Source organism: Citrobacter sp. C6_1, from assembly GCF_014596835.2.
Classification (GTDB): Bacteria; Pseudomonadota; Gammaproteobacteria; order Enterobacterales; family Enterobacteriaceae; genus Citrobacter; species Citrobacter pasteurii.
Window position 1 is genome coordinate 1,186,395 of record NZ_CP115031.1, and the last position, 17,135, is coordinate 1,203,529.

At 51.6% G+C, this 17,135-nt stretch carries 11 protein-coding genes, 1 tRNA gene, 3 rRNA genes and 1 other annotated feature; of the genes, 10 read left to right on the top strand and 5 right to left on the bottom strand.

Annotation, left to right across the window (positions count from 1 at the left end; translation table 11 throughout):
• Window positions 1-99 precede the first annotated feature (99 nt).
• Together aroF and tyrA are read left to right on the top strand one after the other, a co-directional pair.
• Window positions 100-1,170 carry a 3-deoxy-7-phosphoheptulonate synthase AroF gene (gene aroF / locus IB196_RS05790; protein ID WP_005130422.1) on the top strand — a complete coding sequence of 357 codons (1,071 nt, stop codon included), beginning with the start codon at window positions 100-102 and terminating at the stop codon, window positions 1,168-1,170.
• A gap of 10 nt (window positions 1,171-1,180) precedes the next feature.
• Entirely contained in the window at window positions 1,181-2,302 is a 1,122-nt protein-coding gene (gene tyrA / locus IB196_RS05795) for a bifunctional chorismate mutase/prephenate dehydrogenase (protein ID WP_005130421.1), read from the top strand.
• Window positions 2,303-2,397: 95 nt separating this feature from the next.
• Here the strand turns inward: tyrA and pheA are convergent, their stop codons facing one another.
• The 4 genes from pheA to bamD form a co-directional block, all read right to left on the bottom strand.
• A complete protein-coding gene (gene pheA / locus IB196_RS05800) occupies window positions 2,398-3,558 on the bottom strand; it encodes a bifunctional chorismate mutase/prephenate dehydratase (RefSeq protein ID WP_005130419.1) in 1,161 nt (386 codons plus the stop codon).
• A gap of 22 nt (window positions 3,559-3,580) precedes the next feature.
• Window positions 3,581-3,706, bottom strand: a sequence feature (Phe leader region).
• The gene (gene pheL / locus IB196_RS05805) at window positions 3,658-3,705 is read right to left on the bottom strand and encodes a pheA operon leader peptide PheL (protein ID WP_100250063.1); all 48 of its coding nucleotides are present in this window, start codon (window positions 3,703-3,705) and stop codon (window positions 3,658-3,660) included. (Overlaps the previous feature by 48 nt.)
• Before the next feature lie 102 nt (window positions 3,707-3,808).
• Entirely contained in the window at window positions 3,809-4,147 is a 339-nt protein-coding gene (gene raiA / locus IB196_RS05810; protein ID WP_005130418.1) for a ribosome-associated translation inhibitor RaiA, read from the bottom strand.
• A gap of 269 nt (window positions 4,148-4,416) precedes the next feature.
• Complete coding sequence (gene bamD / locus IB196_RS05815; RefSeq protein ID WP_005130417.1) at window positions 4,417-5,154, bottom strand: outer membrane protein assembly factor BamD; 738 nt, start codon at window positions 5,152-5,154, stop codon at window positions 4,417-4,419.
• A 131-nt stretch (window positions 5,155-5,285) separates the two neighbouring features.
• On the opposite strand from bamD, the gene rluD reads away from it, so the two are divergent.
• From rluD to IB196_RS05855, 8 genes are all read left to right on the top strand, one after another.
• A complete protein-coding gene (gene rluD / locus IB196_RS05820) occupies window positions 5,286-6,266 on the top strand; it encodes a 23S rRNA pseudouridine(1911/1915/1917) synthase RluD (protein WP_005130415.1) in 981 nt (326 codons plus the stop codon).
• Window positions 6,263-6,994: a purine nucleoside phosphorylase YfiH gene (gene yfiH, locus IB196_RS05825; protein ID WP_188232264.1), complete on the top strand. Its 732-nt coding sequence runs from the start codon at window positions 6,263-6,265 to the stop codon at window positions 6,992-6,994. Before rluD ends, yfiH begins: the two co-directional genes overlap by 4 nt.
• A 129-nt stretch (window positions 6,995-7,123) precedes the next feature.
• Window positions 7,124-9,697: an ATP-dependent chaperone ClpB gene (gene clpB, locus IB196_RS05830; protein WP_188232263.1), complete on the top strand. Its 2,574-nt coding sequence runs from the start codon at window positions 7,124-7,126 to the stop codon at window positions 9,695-9,697.
• A gap of 438 nt (window positions 9,698-10,135) precedes the next feature.
• Window positions 10,136-11,677 (top strand): 16S ribosomal RNA (locus IB196_RS05835).
• 85 nt (window positions 11,678-11,762) lie between these two features.
• Window positions 11,763-11,838: transfer RNA gene (locus tag IB196_RS05840), tRNA-Glu, on the top strand.
• A 221-nt stretch (window positions 11,839-12,059) separates the two neighbouring features.
• A 23S ribosomal RNA gene (locus tag IB196_RS05845) occupies window positions 12,060-14,966 on the top strand.
• Between the two features lie 94 nt (window positions 14,967-15,060).
• Window positions 15,061-15,176: ribosomal RNA gene (gene rrf / locus IB196_RS05850) — 5S ribosomal RNA — on the top strand.
• The 16S, 23S and 5S rRNA genes sit together here with 1 tRNA gene alongside, the layout of an rRNA operon.
• A 326-nt stretch (window positions 15,177-15,502) precedes the next feature.
• Window positions 15,503-16,801 carry an MFS transporter gene (locus IB196_RS05855; protein ID WP_149692211.1) on the top strand — a complete coding sequence of 433 codons (1,299 nt, stop codon included), beginning with the start codon at window positions 15,503-15,505 and terminating at the stop codon, window positions 16,799-16,801.
• Here the strand turns inward: IB196_RS05855 and IB196_RS05860 are convergent.
• Entirely contained in the window at window positions 16,798-17,121 is a 324-nt protein-coding gene (locus IB196_RS05860; protein WP_005121215.1) for a YfiM family lipoprotein, read from the bottom strand. The two genes, IB196_RS05855 and IB196_RS05860, sit on opposite strands and share 4 nt — an antisense overlap.
• Between the last annotated feature and the right edge of the window lie 14 nt (window positions 17,122-17,135).

Below are 17,135 nucleotides of genomic sequence, written 5' to 3' on the forward strand. Positions count from 1 at the left end.
ATTTACGGAATGTGGATTGAAATCTTTACCCGTTGTGTTATCGTGATTACCTCCTCGCTGAGGAAAACTATCGCAAACGAGCTAAACAGGATCACCATCATGCAAAAAGACGCGCTGAACAACGTACACATTACCGACGAACAGGTTCTGATGACCCCAGAGCAGCTTAAAGCGGAATTTCCGCTGAGCCTCGCACAGGAGGCGCAAATCGCTCAGTCGCGTAAAACCATTTCAGACATTATCTCTGGGCGCGACCCGCGACTGCTGGTGGTGTGTGGTCCATGCTCGATTCACGATCCTGAAGCGGCTATTGAGTACGCTCGTCGATTTAAAGCCCTTGCCGCAGAGGTCAGCGATAGCCTCTACCTGGTGATGCGCGTCTACTTTGAAAAGCCCCGTACCACCGTCGGCTGGAAAGGGTTGATTAACGATCCTCATATGGATGGCTCTTTTGATGTTGAAGCGGGTCTGAAAATTGCGCGTCAGTTGCTGCTTGAATTGGTGAATATGGGGCTACCGCTGGCAACAGAAGCGTTAGATCCAAACAGCCCGCAATACCTGGGCGATCTGTTTAGCTGGTCTGCTATCGGTGCGCGTACCACTGAATCACAGACGCATCGTGAAATGGCTTCTGGTCTTTCCATGCCGGTTGGTTTTAAGAATGGTACAGATGGGAGTCTGGCAACCGCCATTAATGCCATGCGAGCGGCGGCACAGTCGCACCGCTTTGTTGGTATTAACCAGGCCGGGCAGGTTGCACTGCTGCAAACGCAGGGTAATCCAGATGGTCACGTGATCCTGCGTGGCGGTAAAGCGCCGAACTACAGCCCGGCGGATGTCGCCCAGTGTGAAAAAGAGATGGAGCAGGCAGGACTACGACCTTCTCTGATGGTAGATTGCAGTCATGGTAATTCCAATAAAGATTACCGTCGCCAGCCAGCCGTGGCTGAATCCGTGATTGCACAAATCAAAGATGGCAATCGCTCGATCATTGGCTTGATGATTGAAAGTAATATTCACGAAGGCAACCAGTCCTCCGAACAGCCGCGTAGCGAAATGAAATACGGCGTCTCCGTAACTGATGCCTGCATTAGCTGGGAAATGACGGATGCGCTACTGCGTGAAATTAGCCAGGATTTAAACGGCCAGCTGACGGCGCGTGTAGCATAAGAGGTTGGTTATGGTTGCTGAATTGACCGCATTACGCGATCAAATTGATGAAGTCGACAAGGCGTTGCTGGATTTACTGGCACGCCGTCTGGAGCTGGTTGCCGAAGTTGGTGAAGTAAAAAGCCGTTTTGGGTTGCCGATCTACGTGCCGGAGCGGGAAGCCTCTATGCTGGCCTCCCGCAGGGCAGAGGCGGAAGCCCTGGGCGTACCGCCGGATCTGATTGAGGATGTGTTGCGTCGGGTGATGCGCGAGTCCTACTCCAGTGAAAATGACAAAGGGTTTAAAACGCTTTGTCCTTCTCTGCGCCCGGTGGTGATCGTCGGTGGCGGTGGTCAGATGGGGCGCCTGTTTGAGAAAATGCTCACCCTGTCAGGTTACCAGGTGCGGATCCTGGAACAACAGGACTGGGAGCGTGCGCCGGAGATCGTCTCTGATGCCGGCATGGTGATCGTCAGTGTGCCGATCCACGTCACCGAGCAGGTGATCGCCAAATTACCGCGTTTGCCTTCTGACTGTATCCTGGTCGATTTGGCATCGGTGAAAAACGGTCCTTTACAGGCGATGCTGGCGGCACACGATGGCCCGGTGGTGGGATTGCATCCGATGTTTGGTCCGGACAGCGGCAGTCTGGCCAAGCAGGTCGTCGTCTGGTGTGATGGGCGGCAGCCGGAAGCCTATCAGTGGTTTCTGGAACAGATTCAGGTATGGGGGGCGCGGCTGCATCGGATCAGCGCCGTTGAACACGACCAGAATATGGCGTTCATTCAGGCGCTACGCCACTTTGCGACATTTGCTTATGGGCTGCATTTAGCGGAGGAGAATGTGCAACTGGAGCAGTTGCTGGCTCTTTCTTCACCTATTTACCGTCTTGAACTGGCAATGGTTGGCCGTCTGTTTGCCCAGGATCCTCAGCTCTATGCCGATATTATTATGTCGTCTGAGAGCAACCTTGCGCTGATCAAGCGCTACTACCAACGTTTTGGTGAGGCGATCGGTTTACTGGAGCAGGGCGATAAGCAGGCTTTTATCGACAGTTTCCGTAAGGTGGAACACTGGTTTGGCGACTATGCGCAGCGCTTCCAGAGTGAAAGCCGTACTTTGTTACGCCAGGCGAATGACAGCCGTCCTTAATTAAGATGCCGGATGGCGGCTTCGCGTTATTCGGCCTACAAAAATCGCATGAATTGTAGGCCGGATAAGCGTAGTGCCTCCGGTATTGTCAAACGTTAGCTTGGATCGACCGGCACCACGTTTTCACTCGGATAACATCCCAATACTTTCATCGAACGCGTAATCTCACCCAGCTCTTTCAATGCTTTTTGCATTTGGGGCGATTCCAGATTGGCCTGGATATCAAGATAAAACATCTCTTCCCACGGATTGCCGTGAATCGGGCGTGATTCCAGCTTGGTCATAATCAGATTATGGTTACGCAGTACCAGCAGCGCTTCAACCAACGCGCCGGCCTGTTGTCCTGTCGCCATTAGCAGCGTGGTTTTCGCTGGCACCTGGTCAGAAACATTGATTGCTTTACGTGCCAGTACCACGAAGCGGGTAATGTTTTGCGTCTGGTTAGCTTCAATGTGCTCAAGAACCTGCAAACCATACAGCACGCCTCCGGCTTCGCTCCCAAGAGCCGCCACGCGCGGCGAGTTAGCCTGCGCAACTTTTTCCATTGCTGCTGAGGTGCTTTCGGTGTACTCAATCTTCCAGTGTGGATGGCGATTCAGGAATTTGCTGCACTGCTGGAACGGCTGCGGATGGCTGTAAACCGTTTCAATAGTCTCGAGATCTGTTGTGCCGGACACCAGTACACAGTGGTCAATCGTGATAGTCATCTCGCCAACGATAGACAGGCTGGTGTGTTGTAGCAGGTCGTAAACGTCGTTGATCCCGCCGGAGCTGGTGTTTTCAATAGGCACTACCGCGTAGTCTGCCTGTCCGGTCTCAACCTGATTAAAGATATCGGCAAATTTCGCGCAGCCGCTTTCAATAAACTGCTCAAAATGACGTGCGGCGTACTGACGGGCGGCGAGGTGTGAGTAAGAGCCTTTTGGTCCCAGGAAGGCTACGCGTGCAGAGTGCGGATTGATTTTGTTCAGGTGCTGCTGCAGCAGTGCCTGTTGCGTCAGGACGGAGTCTTCGATAATTAGTTGGAACAGGCGCGTGATGTAGTGGGCATCGAGGTGATGCGCTTTACCAAGCTGAATTAAACGGTCCAGCAGATCGCGTTCCCGATCAATATCGCGTACTGGGCGATGAGACAGCAACTTGGCTTTGCCGACCTCTACCGCCAGACCACGTCGTTCTGCCAGCAGGGCCAGTAATTTTTCATCCAGCGTGCTTATCTTATCGCGCAGCGCCAGCAATGGGTTTTCCGATGTCATAGTGTTGCCTTTCTTGTTATCAATAAAAAAGGCCCCCCGTTGTGGGAGGCCTTATTGTTCGTCTTCGCATTCTTTATCACACGACGAAACGCCTCCCATTCAGGGGAAGGTAAAAAAGAATGCGAAGAAGAACGGGACAAGTTTCATGTAATTTTCCTTAGGCTATATCAGTAAAGTACCCGTACTGTTTTCACCCTGTCAACAAAAAACGCGCCCGAAGGCGCGTTGGCGATACACTCAATGTAAGGGACTACTCTTCTTCTGCTTCGACGAAGTTGGCGTCTTTTACTGAAGTTGTTGCACGACGGGCTTCGCCTTTGTGCTGCACTTTATTGAGCTGCCGTTCCAGCTTGTTGATCAAATCGTTAATGGCGGTGTACATATCCTCGTGTTTTGCGCTGGCGACCAGATGTCCGTTCGGTGTATTGATGGTGGCATCAGCAATGAAACCCTGTGGCTCCTTAGACAGAATGATATGTGGATTAATCAGATGAGTTTGCCATTTATCCAGTTTGGCGAGACGGTCTGCGACATGCTGGCGAATTGCCGGAGTAATTTCCATTTGTTTACTGGTAATGTTCATTGTCATAAATTTTACCTCTTGTCTTTCCCGTCTTGGTGATTCCAGCATACCGTTCCTAATGTCAAAATATGTGATCTAAATCACATATTTTTGTCGCTTTTTGTCAAGAAAACCTTTTTGTGAGGCACCGCAGGAACAGGCGATTTTTTACTTGAGGAATACCTGAAAGCAGGCCATATTTGATAGGATGCGTCGCAGCTAAACCGCTTCAGTTGTGGTGTTAACGGATAAAAAAACGGCAGCCCTTGGGCTGCCGTTTTGCATTCTGAGGTCAATCAGGTGTTGCTGCTGTTAGCGGCAATGATTTTCGCTACTTTTTCTGCCTGGGCATTCATCTGCATTTGGCGATAAGCGTTTTCCATCAACGGCAGGGCATCACGCGTTGCCTGGGTATCCGGATAGTCACGCAGCATACCTTCCACACGGTTCACGACTGCAACCCATGCGCCACGGGCGGTATAGTACTCAGCAACAGAGTATTCATACTTCGCCAGACGATCTTTCAGGAACACCAGACGCTTCGTAGCATCGGTTGTGTACTGGCTGTTCGGATAGCCACGTACCAGTTTGGAAAAGTCATTAAACGCAGCTCGGGCATGCTGTGGATCGCGATCGCTACGATCGACGCCAAAGAATCCTTGCAGCGCGCTATCGTCCAACGCCATATTGGTCAGGCCACGCATATACATGACATAATCAATATTAGGGTGTGTCGGATTAAGACGGATAAAACGATCGATGGCAGCCTGAGCAAGTGGCAGATCGGCGTTTTTGTAGTAGGCGTAGATGAGATCTAATTGCACCTGCTGAGAATACGGTCCAAATGGATAGCGGTTATCCAACGCTTCCAATTGCGTTATTGCCTGTTTCCAGTTACCGTCCTGCAGCTTTTGCTGAGCAGTCGCGTAGATTTCATTTGGCGGATTATCGGGCACCTCTTCCTTTGAACCAGAGCAACCCGCCAAAAACAGGCTCAACGTGGCTGCTGCCACCAGATATTTCATGCGCGTCATGACGTTTTGACTTTCCTCAAAATGTAATACGGGAGATTCTCTGTTCCTGCTCCCGGTTAAGACCAGCTACAATAGCACACTATATTAAACGGCAAAGCCGTAAAACCCAACGTTAAACGAAGAAGCAGTTTATGGCACAACGAGTAGAACTCACCGCAACAGTCTCCGAAAATCAGCTTGGTCAACGCTTAGATCAGGCTTTGGCCGAATTGTTCCCTGATTATTCGCGATCGCGCATAAAAGAATGGATCCTCGACCAGCGCGTACTGGTAAATGGCAATCTTTGCGATAAGCCGAAAGAAAAAGTGTTAGGTGGAGAGCGTGTCTCCATCAATGCTGAAATTGATGAAGAGGTTCGTTTTGAAGCTCAGGATATCCCGCTGGATATCGTTTATGAAGATGACGACATTCTTGTCATCAACAAACCTCGTGACCTGGTGGTACATCCGGGCGCAGGTAATCCTGATGGTACGGTATTGAATGCGTTACTGCATTACTACCCGCCAATCGCGGATGTTCCTCGTGCCGGTATCGTACACCGTCTGGATAAAGACACAACCGGACTTATGGTTGTGGCAAAAACTGTCCCGGCGCAAACGCGCCTGGTCGAGTCATTGCAGCTGCGCGAAATCACTCGTGAGTATGAAGCCGTGGCGATTGGCCATATGACAGCGGGCGGTACAGTCGAAGAACCGATCAGCCGTCATCCAACCAAACGTACGCATATGTCAGTGCATCCAATGGGGAAACCTGCGGTAACGCACTATCGCATTATGGAGCATTTCCGTGTGCACACGCGTCTGCGGTTGCGTCTGGAAACCGGACGTACGCACCAGATCCGCGTGCACATGGCGCATATCACCCATCCGCTGGTGGGCGACCAGGTCTACGGTGGTCGTCCGCGTCCACCGAAAGGCGCTTCTGACGAGTTTATCTCCGTGCTGCGTAAGTTTGACCGTCAGGCGCTGCACGCGACCATGTTGCGTTTGTATCACCCGATTTCCGGTATTGAGATGGAATGGCATGCGCCGATTCCGCAAGATATGGTGGAGCTTATCGAAGTGATGCGCGCTGATTTCGAAGAGCATAAGGATGATGTTGCCTGGCTATGAGTAAGCTAATTGTCCCGCAGTGGCCGATACCTCAGGGTGTCGCGGCCTGTAGTTCTACCCGCATTGGCGGCGTCAGTCTGTCGCCCTATGATTCGCTTAACCTGGGTGCCCATTGTGGTGATAACCCGGAGCATGTGGAAGAGAACCGCAAGCGGCTGTTTGCTGCGGGCAATCTGCCTTCGACACCCGTCTGGCTTGAACAGGTACACGGTAAAGACGTCCTGAAATTGAGCGGCGGGCCATACTTATCTAAACGTGCAGATGCGTCCTACAGTAATACGCCAGGCACCGTATGTGCGGTGATGACGGCGGACTGTCTGCCGGTGCTGTTTTGTAATCGTGCAGGAACTGAAGTGGCGGCGGCCCATGCGGGCTGGCGCGGGTTATGTGAAGGTGTGCTGGAAGAAACGGTGGCGTGCTTTGCCGATAAACCGGAAAACATTATTGCCTGGTTAGGACCGGCGATTGGCCCGGACGCGTTTGAAGTGGGAGCAGAAGTCCGCGAAGCGTTTATGGCAAAAGATCCGCACGCTGACAGTGCATTTGTGCCGCGTGGTGAAAAATATCTGGCGGATATCTACCAGCTTGCGCGCCAGCGTCTGGCAAATGTGGGGGTTGAGAACGTCTACGGTGGTGACCATTGCACCTTCAGCGAAAGTGAGACGTTCTTCTCTTATCGTCGCGACAATACCACGGGTCGTATGGCAAGTTTTATTTGGCTGATATAACCTAAAGAATCAAGACGATCCGGTACGTGTAATTTTCTTTTCACATAATTCAGGTCATTAACCTTGAATAATTGAGGGATGACCTCATTTAATCTCCAGTAGCAATTTTGACCTGTTATGGGAGGAGTTATGCGTCTGGATCGTCTTACCAATAAATTCCAGCTTGCTCTTGCCGATGCCCAGTCACTCGCATTGGGGCACGACAATCAATTCATCGAACCACTTCATCTAATGAGCGCCTTGCTGAATCAGGAAGGGGGATCGGTTCGTCCTTTGTTAACGTCCGCTGGCATTAATGCTGGCCAGTTACGCACAGCGATTGACCAGGCGTTGAGCCGCTTGCCGCAGGTAGAAGGTACCGGTGGTGATGTGCAGCCTTCTCAGGATCTGGTGCGCGTACTGAATCTTTGCGACAAGCTGGCGCAAAAACGTGGGGACAACTTTATTTCGTCAGAACTGTTCGTTCTGGCGGCGCTTGAGTCACGCGGTACGCTGACCGATTTATTAAAATCAGCTGGCGCGACGACCGCCAATGTCACTCAGGCAATTGAACAAATGCGTGGAGGTGAAAGCGTGAATGACCAGGGGGCTGAAGACCAACGTCAGGCCTTGAAAAAATATACCGTCGACCTGACCGAACGCGCCGAACAAGGCAAGCTCGATCCGGTTATCGGTCGTGATGAAGAAATTCGCCGCACTATTCAGGTGCTGCAACGTCGTACTAAAAACAACCCGGTTTTGATCGGTGAGCCAGGTGTTGGTAAAACCGCGATTGTTGAAGGACTGGCTCAACGTATCATCAATGGTGAAGTGCCGGAAGGCTTAAAAGGTCGTCGCGTGCTGGCGCTGGATATGGGCGCGCTGGTGGCTGGAGCCAAATATCGTGGTGAGTTTGAAGAACGTTTAAAAGGAGTGCTCAACGATCTTTCTAAACAGGAAGGCAATGTCATCCTGTTTATCGATGAGTTGCATACTATGGTCGGTGCAGGTAAAGCCGATGGTGCGATGGACGCCGGCAACATGTTGAAACCGGCGCTGGCGCGCGGGGAGCTGCACTGCGTAGGGGCGACCACGCTTGATGAATACCGCCAGTACATCGAAAAAGATGCGGCGCTGGAACGTCGTTTCCAGAAAGTGTTTGTGGCCGAACCTTCAGTAGAAGATACCATCGCGATTTTGCGTGGGCTGAAAGAGCGTTATGAGCTGCACCACCACGTGCAGATTACTGACCCGGCAATTGTTGCGGCTGCCACGCTGTCTCACCGCTACATTGCTGACCGTCAGTTGCCGGATAAAGCTATCGACCTTATCGATGAAGCTGCGTCCAGTATCCGTATGCAGATTGACTCTAAGCCGGAAGAGCTCGACAGACTCGATCGCCGTATTATCCAGCTCAAGCTGGAACAGCAGGCGTTAATGAAAGAGTCTGATGAGGCAAGTAAAAAACGTCTTGATATGCTTAATGAAGAACTGGACGACAAAGAGCGCCAGTATTCAGAGTTAGAAGAAGAGTGGAAAGCTGAAAAAGCTTCTCTCTCCGGCACGCAAACCATCAAGGCAGAGCTGGAACAGGCAAAAATCGCTATCGAACAGGCACGTCGTGTCGGTGATCTGGCGCGCATGTCTGAACTGCAGTACGGCAAAATTCCGGAACTGGAAAAACAGCTGGAAGCAGCGACCCAGTCTGAAGGTAAAACTATGCGTCTGCTGCGTAATAAAGTGACGGATGCAGAAATCGCTGAAGTGCTGGCGCGCTGGACCGGTATCCCGGTGGCTCGTATGCTGGAAGGCGAGCGGGAAAAATTATTGCGGATGGAGCAGGATCTGCACAGCCGCGTGATTGGCCAGAACGAAGCGGTAGAAGCGGTATCTAACGCCATCCGTCGTAGCCGTGCAGGATTGTCTGATCCGAATCGTCCGATTGGTTCATTCCTGTTCCTGGGGCCAACCGGTGTCGGTAAAACCGAGCTGTGCAAAGCACTGGCGAACTTTATGTTCGACAGTGACGATGCGATGGTCCGTATCGATATGTCCGAGTTTATGGAGAAACACTCGGTATCTCGCCTGGTAGGTGCGCCTCCGGGATATGTCGGTTATGAAGAAGGTGGGTACCTGACGGAAGCGGTGCGTCGTCGTCCTTATTCGGTCATTCTGCTGGATGAAGTGGAAAAAGCACATCCGGATGTCTTCAACATTCTGTTGCAGGTGCTTGACGATGGTCGTCTGACTGACGGGCAGGGGAGAACGGTCGATTTCCGTAATACGGTTGTCATCATGACCTCGAATCTGGGCTCTGATCTGATTCAGGAGCGTTTCGGTGAGCTGGATTACAGCCATATGAAAGATATGGTGCTGGGTGTCGTGAGCCAGAACTTCCGCCCGGAATTCATCAACCGTATAGATGAGGTTGTTGTATTCCATCCATTGGGTGAGAAACACATTGCCTCTATTGCCAAAATTCAGCTGCAGCGTCTGTACAAACGTCTGGAAGAGCGTGGTTATGAAATCCACATCTCTGACGAAGCGCTTAAATTGCTGAGTGTGAATGGTTATGATCCTGTATATGGTGCACGTCCATTGAAACGTGCTATCCAGCAGCAGATCGAAAACCCACTGGCACAGCAAATCTTGTCTGGTGAGCTGATTCCAGGCAAAACGATTCGTCTGGAAGTGAATGACGATCGCATTGTGGCAGTGCAGTAAGTCACAAAACCTCAATAAACGGGCCCTGCGGGGCTCGTTTTTGTTTAATAACCAGGCAAGAATAGCGTTATTGATTGAAAAATAATCGCTTGATAAGTTTTTTGTATTTTTAACTTGTCAGCCTGAAATAACTCCCTATAATGCGCCTCCACTGACACGGAACAACGGCACGCAAGCCGCCGGGTCAGCGGGGTTCCACTGAGAACCCCGGCGAAGAAAGCGAAATTAAATGCTTGACTTCGTAGTGGGATGGCGTATTATGCACACCCCGCGCCGCTGAGAAAAAGCGAAGCGGCACTGCTCTTTAACAATTTATCAGACAATCTGTGTGGGCACTCGAAGATACGGATTCTTAACGTCGTAAGACGAAAAATGAATACCAAGTCTCTGAGTGAACACGTAATTCATTACGAAGTTTAATTCACGAGCATCAAACTTAAATTGAAGAGTTTGATCATGGCTCAGATTGAACGCTGGCGGCAGGCCTAACACATGCAAGTCGAACGGTAGCACAGAGGAGCTTGCTCCTTGGGTGACGAGTGGCGGACGGGTGAGTAATGTCTGGGAAACTGCCCGATGGAGGGGGATAACTACTGGAAACGGTAGCTAATACCGCATAACGTCGCAAGACCAAAGAGGGGGACCTTCGGGCCTCTTGCCATCGGATGTGCCCAGATGGGATTAGCTAGTAGGTGGGGTAACGGCTCACCTAGGCGACGATCCCTAGCTGGTCTGAGAGGATGACCAGCCACACTGGAACTGAGACACGGTCCAGACTCCTACGGGAGGCAGCAGTGGGGAATATTGCACAATGGGCGCAAGCCTGATGCAGCCATGCCGCGTGTATGAAGAAGGCCTTCGGGTTGTAAAGTACTTTCAGCGAGGAGGAAGGCGTTGTGGTTAATAACCGCAACGATTGACGTTACTCGCAGAAGAAGCACCGGCTAACTCCGTGCCAGCAGCCGCGGTAATACGGAGGGTGCAAGCGTTAATCGGAATTACTGGGCGTAAAGCGCACGCAGGCGGTCTGTCAAGTCGGATGTGAAATCCCCGGGCTCAACCTGGGAACTGCATCCGAAACTGGCAGGCTAGAGTCTTGTAGAGGGGGGTAGAATTCCAGGTGTAGCGGTGAAATGCGTAGAGATCTGGAGGAATACCGGTGGCGAAGGCGGCCCCCTGGACAAAGACTGACGCTCAGGTGCGAAAGCGTGGGGAGCAAACAGGATTAGATACCCTGGTAGTCCACGCCGTAAACGATGTCGACTTGGAGGTTGTGCCCTTGAGGCGTGGCTTCCGGAGCTAACGCGTTAAGTCGACCGCCTGGGGAGTACGGCCGCAAGGTTAAAACTCAAATGAATTGACGGGGGCCCGCACAAGCGGTGGAGCATGTGGTTTAATTCGATGCAACGCGAAGAACCTTACCTACTCTTGACATCCACGGAATTTAGCAGAGATGCTTTAGTGCCTTCGGGAACCGTGAGACAGGTGCTGCATGGCTGTCGTCAGCTCGTGTTGTGAAATGTTGGGTTAAGTCCCGCAACGAGCGCAACCCTTATCCTTTGTTGCCAGCGATTCGGTCGGGAACTCAAAGGAGACTGCCAGTGATAAACTGGAGGAAGGTGGGGATGACGTCAAGTCATCATGGCCCTTACGAGTAGGGCTACACACGTGCTACAATGGCGCATACAAAGAGAAGCGACCTCGCGAGAGCAAGCGGACCTCATAAAGTGCGTCGTAGTCCGGATTGGAGTCTGCAACTCGACTCCATGAAGTCGGAATCGCTAGTAATCGTGGATCAGAATGCCACGGTGAATACGTTCCCGGGCCTTGTACACACCGCCCGTCACACCATGGGAGTGGGTTGCAAAAGAAGTAGGTAGCTTAACCTTCGGGAGGGCGCTTACCACTTTGTGATTCATGACTGGGGTGAAGTCGTAACAAGGTAACCGTAGGGGAACCTGCGGTTGGATCACCTCCTTACCTTAAAGAACCTGCCTTTGTAGTGCTCACACAGATTGTCTGATGAAAAGTAAATAGCAAGGCGTCTTGCGATTGAGACTTCAGTGTCCCCTTCGTCTAGAGGCCCAGGACACCGCCCTTTCACGGCGGTAACAGGGGTTCGAATCCCCTAGGGGACGCCACTTGCTGGTATGTGTGAGTGAAAGTCGCCGACCCCAATATCTCAAAACTTACCTTCGGGTGACGTTTGAGATATTTGCTCTTTAAAAATCTGGATCAAGCTGAAAATTGAAACGACACACTGTTTCATTTCTCCGTAATAAGAAATGAAAAGCGGTGTGTTCGAGTCTCTCAAATTTTTGCAAGTCGATGATGAATCGAAAGAAACATCTTCGGGTTGTGAGGTTAAGCGACTAAGCGTACACGGTGGATGCCCTGGCAGTCAGAGGCGATGAAGGACGTGCTAATCTGCGATAAGCGTCGGTAAGGTGATATGAACCGTTATAACCGGCGATTTCCGAATGGGGAAACCCAGTGTGATTCGTCACACTATCATTACGTGAATACATAGCGTAATGAAGCGAACCGGGGGAACTGAAACATCTAAGTACCCCGAGGAAAAGAAATCAACCGAGATTCCCCCAGTAGCGGCGAGCGAACGGGGAGCAGCCCAGAGTCTGAATCAGCTTGTGTGTTAGTGGAACGGTCTGGAAAGTCCGACGGTACAGGGTGATAGTCCCGTACACCAAAATGCACAGGTTGTGAACTCGAAGAGTAGGGCGGGACACGTGGTATCCTGTCTGAATATGGGGGGACCATCCTCCAAGGCTAAATACTCCTGACTGACCGATAGTGAACCAGTACCGTGAGGGAAAGGCGAAAAGAACCCCGGCGAGGGGAGTGAAAAAGAACCTGAAACCGTGTACGTACAAGCAGTGGGAGCCTCTTAATGGGGTGACTGCGTACCTTTTGTATAATGGGTCAGCGACTTATATTCTGTAGCAAGGTTAACCGCATAGGGGAGCCGAAGGGAAACCGAGTCTTAACTGGGCGTTAAGTTGCAGGGTATAGACCCGAAACCCGGTGATCTAGCCATGGGCAGGTTGAAGGTTGGGTAACACTAACTGGAGGACCGAACCGACTAATGTTGAAAAATTAGCGGATGACTTGTGGCTGGGGGTGAAAGGCCAATCAAACCGGGAGATAGCTGGTTCTCCCCGAAAGCTATTTAGGTAGCGCCTCGTGAATTCATCTTCGGGGGTAGAGCACTGTTTCGGCTAGGGGGTCATCCCGACTTACCAACCCGATGCAAACTGCGAATACCGAAGAATGTTATCACGGGAGACACACGGCGGGTGCTAACGTCCGTCGTGAAGAGGGAAACAACCCAGACCGCCAGCTAAGGTCCCAAAGTCACAGTTAAGTGGGAAACGATGTGGGAAGGCACAGACAGCCAGGATGTTGGCTTAGAAGCAGCCATCATTTAAAGAAAGCGTAATAGCTCACTGGTCGAGTCGGCCTGCGCGGAAGATGTAACGGGGCTAAACTGTGCACCGAAGCTGCGGCAGCGACACTATGTGTTGTTGGGTAGGGGAGCGTTCTGTAAGCCGTTGAAGGTGGCCTGTGAGGGTTGCTGGAGGTATCAGAAGTGCGAATGCTGACATAAGTAACGATAATGCGGGTGAAAAACCCGCACGCCGGAAGACCAAGGGTTCCTGTCCAACGTTAATCGGGGCAGGGTGAGTCGACCCCTAAGGCGAGGCCGAAAGGCGTAGTCGATGGGAAACAGGTTAATATTCCTGTACTTGGTGTTACTGCGAAGGGGGGACGGAGAAGGCTATGTTAGCCGGGCGACGGTTGTCCCGGTTCAAGCATGTAGGCGGAGGTTCCAGGTAAATCCGGTACCTTTTTAACGCTGAGGTGTGATGACGAGGCACTACGGTGCTGAAGTAACAAATGCCCTGCTTCCAGGAAAAGCCTCTAAGCATCAGGTAACACGAAATCGTACCCCAAACCGACACAGGTGGTCAGGTAGAGAATACCAAGGCGCTTGAGAGAACTCGGGTGAAGGAACTAGGCAAAATGGTGCCGTAACTTCGGGAGAAGGCACGCTGATATGTAGGTGAAGCGGTTTACCCGTGGAGCTGAAATCAGTCGAAGATACCAGCTGGCTGCAACTGTTTATTAAAAACACAGCACTGTGCAAACACGAAAGTGGACGTATACGGTGTGACGCCTGCCCGGTGCCGGAAGGTTAATTGATGGGGTTATCCGTAAGGAGAAGCTCTTGATCGAAGCCCCGGTAAACGGCGGCCGTAACTATAACGGTCCTAAGGTAGCGAAATTCCTTGTCGGGTAAGTTCCGACCTGCACGAATGGCGTAATGATGGCCAGGCTGTCTCCACCCGAGACTCAGTGAAATTGAACTCGCTGTGAAGATGCAGTGTACCCGCGGCAAGACGGAAAGACCCCGTGAACCTTTACTATAGCTTGACACTGAACACTGGTCCTTGATGTGTAGGATAGGTGGGAGGCTTTGAAGTGTGGACGCCAGTCTGCATGGAGCCAACCTTGAAATACCACCCTTTAATGGCTGGTGTTCTAACGTGGGCCCGTAATCCGGGTTGCGGACAGTGTCTGGTGGGTAGTTTGACTGGGGCGGTCTCCTCCTAAAGAGTAACGGAGGAGCACGAAGGTTAGCTAATCCTGGTCGGACATCAGGAGGTTAGTGCAAAGGCATAAGCTAGCTTGACTGCGAGAGTGACGGCTCGAGCAGGTGCGAAAGCAGGTCTTAGTGATCCGGTGGTTCTGAATGGAAGGGCCATCGCTCAACGGATAAAAGGTACTCCGGGGATAACAGGCTGATACCGCCCAAGAGTTCATATCGACGGCGGTGTTTGGCACCTCGATGTCGGCTCATCACATCCTGGGGCTGAAGTAGGTCCCAAGGGTATGGCTGTTCGCCATTTAAAGTGGTACGCGAGCTGGGTTTAGAACGTCGTGAGACAGTTCGGTCCCTATCTGCCGTGGGCGCTGGAGAATTGAGGGGGGCTGCTCCTAGTACGAGAGGACCGGAGTGGACGCATCACTGGTGTTCGGGTTGTCATGCCAATGGCATTGCCCGGTAGCTAAATGCGGAAGAGATAAGTGCTGAAAGCATCTAAGCACGAAACTTGCCCCGAGATGAGTTCTCCCTGAGACTGTAAGTCTCCTGAAGGAACGTTGAAGACGACGACGTTGATAGGTCGGGTGTGTAAGTGTAGCGATACATTGAGCTAACCGATACTAATGAACCGTGAGGCTTAACCTTACAACGCCGAAGATGTTTTGGCGGAATTGAGACGATTTTCAGCCTGATTACAGATGACATCGACATGCCAGGGCGTGTTGATAAACAGAATTTGCCTGGCGGCTGTAGCGCGGTGGTCCCACCTGACCCCATGCCGAACTCAGAAGTGAAACGCCGTAGCGCCGATGGTAGTGTGGGGTCTCCCCATGCGAGAGTAGGGAACTGCCAGGCATTAATTAAAGTGAAGAAGCCCATCCTGACGGATGGGCTTTTTTGCGTCTGTGCGGGGTAAAAACCGCCGGATGCAGCGTCCCGCCTTATCCGGCCTGCGCCGGGCTGAACGTATTTTGTAGGCCTGATAAGCGCAGCGCATCAGGCAATTCTGACAGCCAACCTGGTTCTCTTCCTTCGAACATTTCTTAATCCTTTTCCTGCTAATTAAAATCGTGATCTATCTCCCATAATAAATTATAACAATTATATAACATTTAATTTACCAAAACAGACACGAAACATCATTGATAGATTCATAAGATCCTGGCAGGGGTACAATTTTAATGGCTGATAGCAGTGTAACTGAGAACGGGGCGCTGGCAGATGGCGACACCCGTCGTCGTATATGGGCGATTGTCGGAGCATCGTCAGGGAACCTGGTCGAATGGTTTGATTTCTATATTTACTCTTTCTGCTCTCTCTACTTTGCTCATATCTTTTTTCCATCTGGAAACACCACCACGCAACTCTTACAAACTGCCGGCGTTTTTGCTGCAGGCTTTCTGATGCGGCCAATCGGGGGATGGCTTTTTGGTCGTATTGCGGATAAACACGGGCGTAAAAAGTCTATGCTGCTGTCCGTTTGTATGATGTGCATGGGATCGTTGGTGATCGCTTGTCTTCCGGGATATGAAACCATCGGCACCTGGGCTCCCGCGCTATTACTGCTGGCCAGATTATTCCAAGGGTTATCTGTTGGTGGGGAATACGGAACCAGCGCTACCTATATGAGTGAAGTAGCCGTTGAAGGTAAGAAAGGTTTTTATGCCTCATTCCAGTATGTGACGTTAATCGGCGGGCAGTTACTGGCATTGCTGGTTGTGGTCATATTACAGCAAACGTTAGAAGACTCGGCGCTAAGAGCGTGGGGTTGGCGTATTCCCTTTGCGCTGGGAGCCGTGCTGGCTATTGTTGCGCTATGGTTGCGTCGCCAGTTGGATGAAACCTCGAAACAGGATGTCCGTGCGTTGAAAGAAGCGGGTTCTCTGAAAGGGCTGTGGCGTAACCGCAAAGCCTTTCTTATGGTACTGGGATTCACCGCTGCTGGCTCGCTGTGTTTTTATACGTTTACGACCTACATGCAGAAATATCTGGTTAATACGGCTGGTATGCATGCCAACGTGGCCAGCGGCATTATGACAGCTGCATTGTGCGTGTTTATGCTAGTGCAACCGCTGTTCGGTGCGTTGTCAGATAAAATAGGCCGACGGACTTCAATGCTGTGTTTTGGCGCGTTAGCCGCGATTTTCACTGTTCCCATTTTGACCGCGTTGCAAAGCGTGACGTCTCCTTACATGGCGTTTGCTCTGGTGATGTGTGCCTTGTTGATCGTGAGTTTCTATACGTCAATTAGCGGTATTCTGAAGGCCGAAATGTTCCCGGCGCAGGTGCGTGCTCTGGGGGTTGGGTTATCTTATGCGGTGGCTAATGCTTTGTTTGGTGGTTCAGCCGAATATGTTGCGTTATCCCTGAAGTCTGTCGGTATGGAAACGACATTCTTCTGGTACGTTACAGCGCTGGCAGTCGTCGCATTTTTGGTATCACTGATGCTGCATGGGAAGGGGAAAGGCCTGCGCCTCTAATAATGTGCCAATTGCCAGACCGCATAGCCGGTAGACGCGCCAGCCACATCCCAGGCGAAGTCCTTCCAGCTCCAGCCGCTCCCGGCGGGGCGGCTGTCCCACAGCTCTTTTGACGCGCCCAGGCTGACTGAGAACATCAAACCGATAGCTGCGCTACGATCGCGGCTGTTGCCCTGATGTTGGGCATATTCGTTTCCGGCTGCGGCAAGCATGGCGGAGGCGATAAAGTGTTGAGCTTTGTCTTGCCCACTCCAGCTGTCGTTAGCCATGTGGCTACAACCGGAAAGAAGCAAAACACTGGTAAGAATAAACAGACGCACCGTGGCCTCCATAG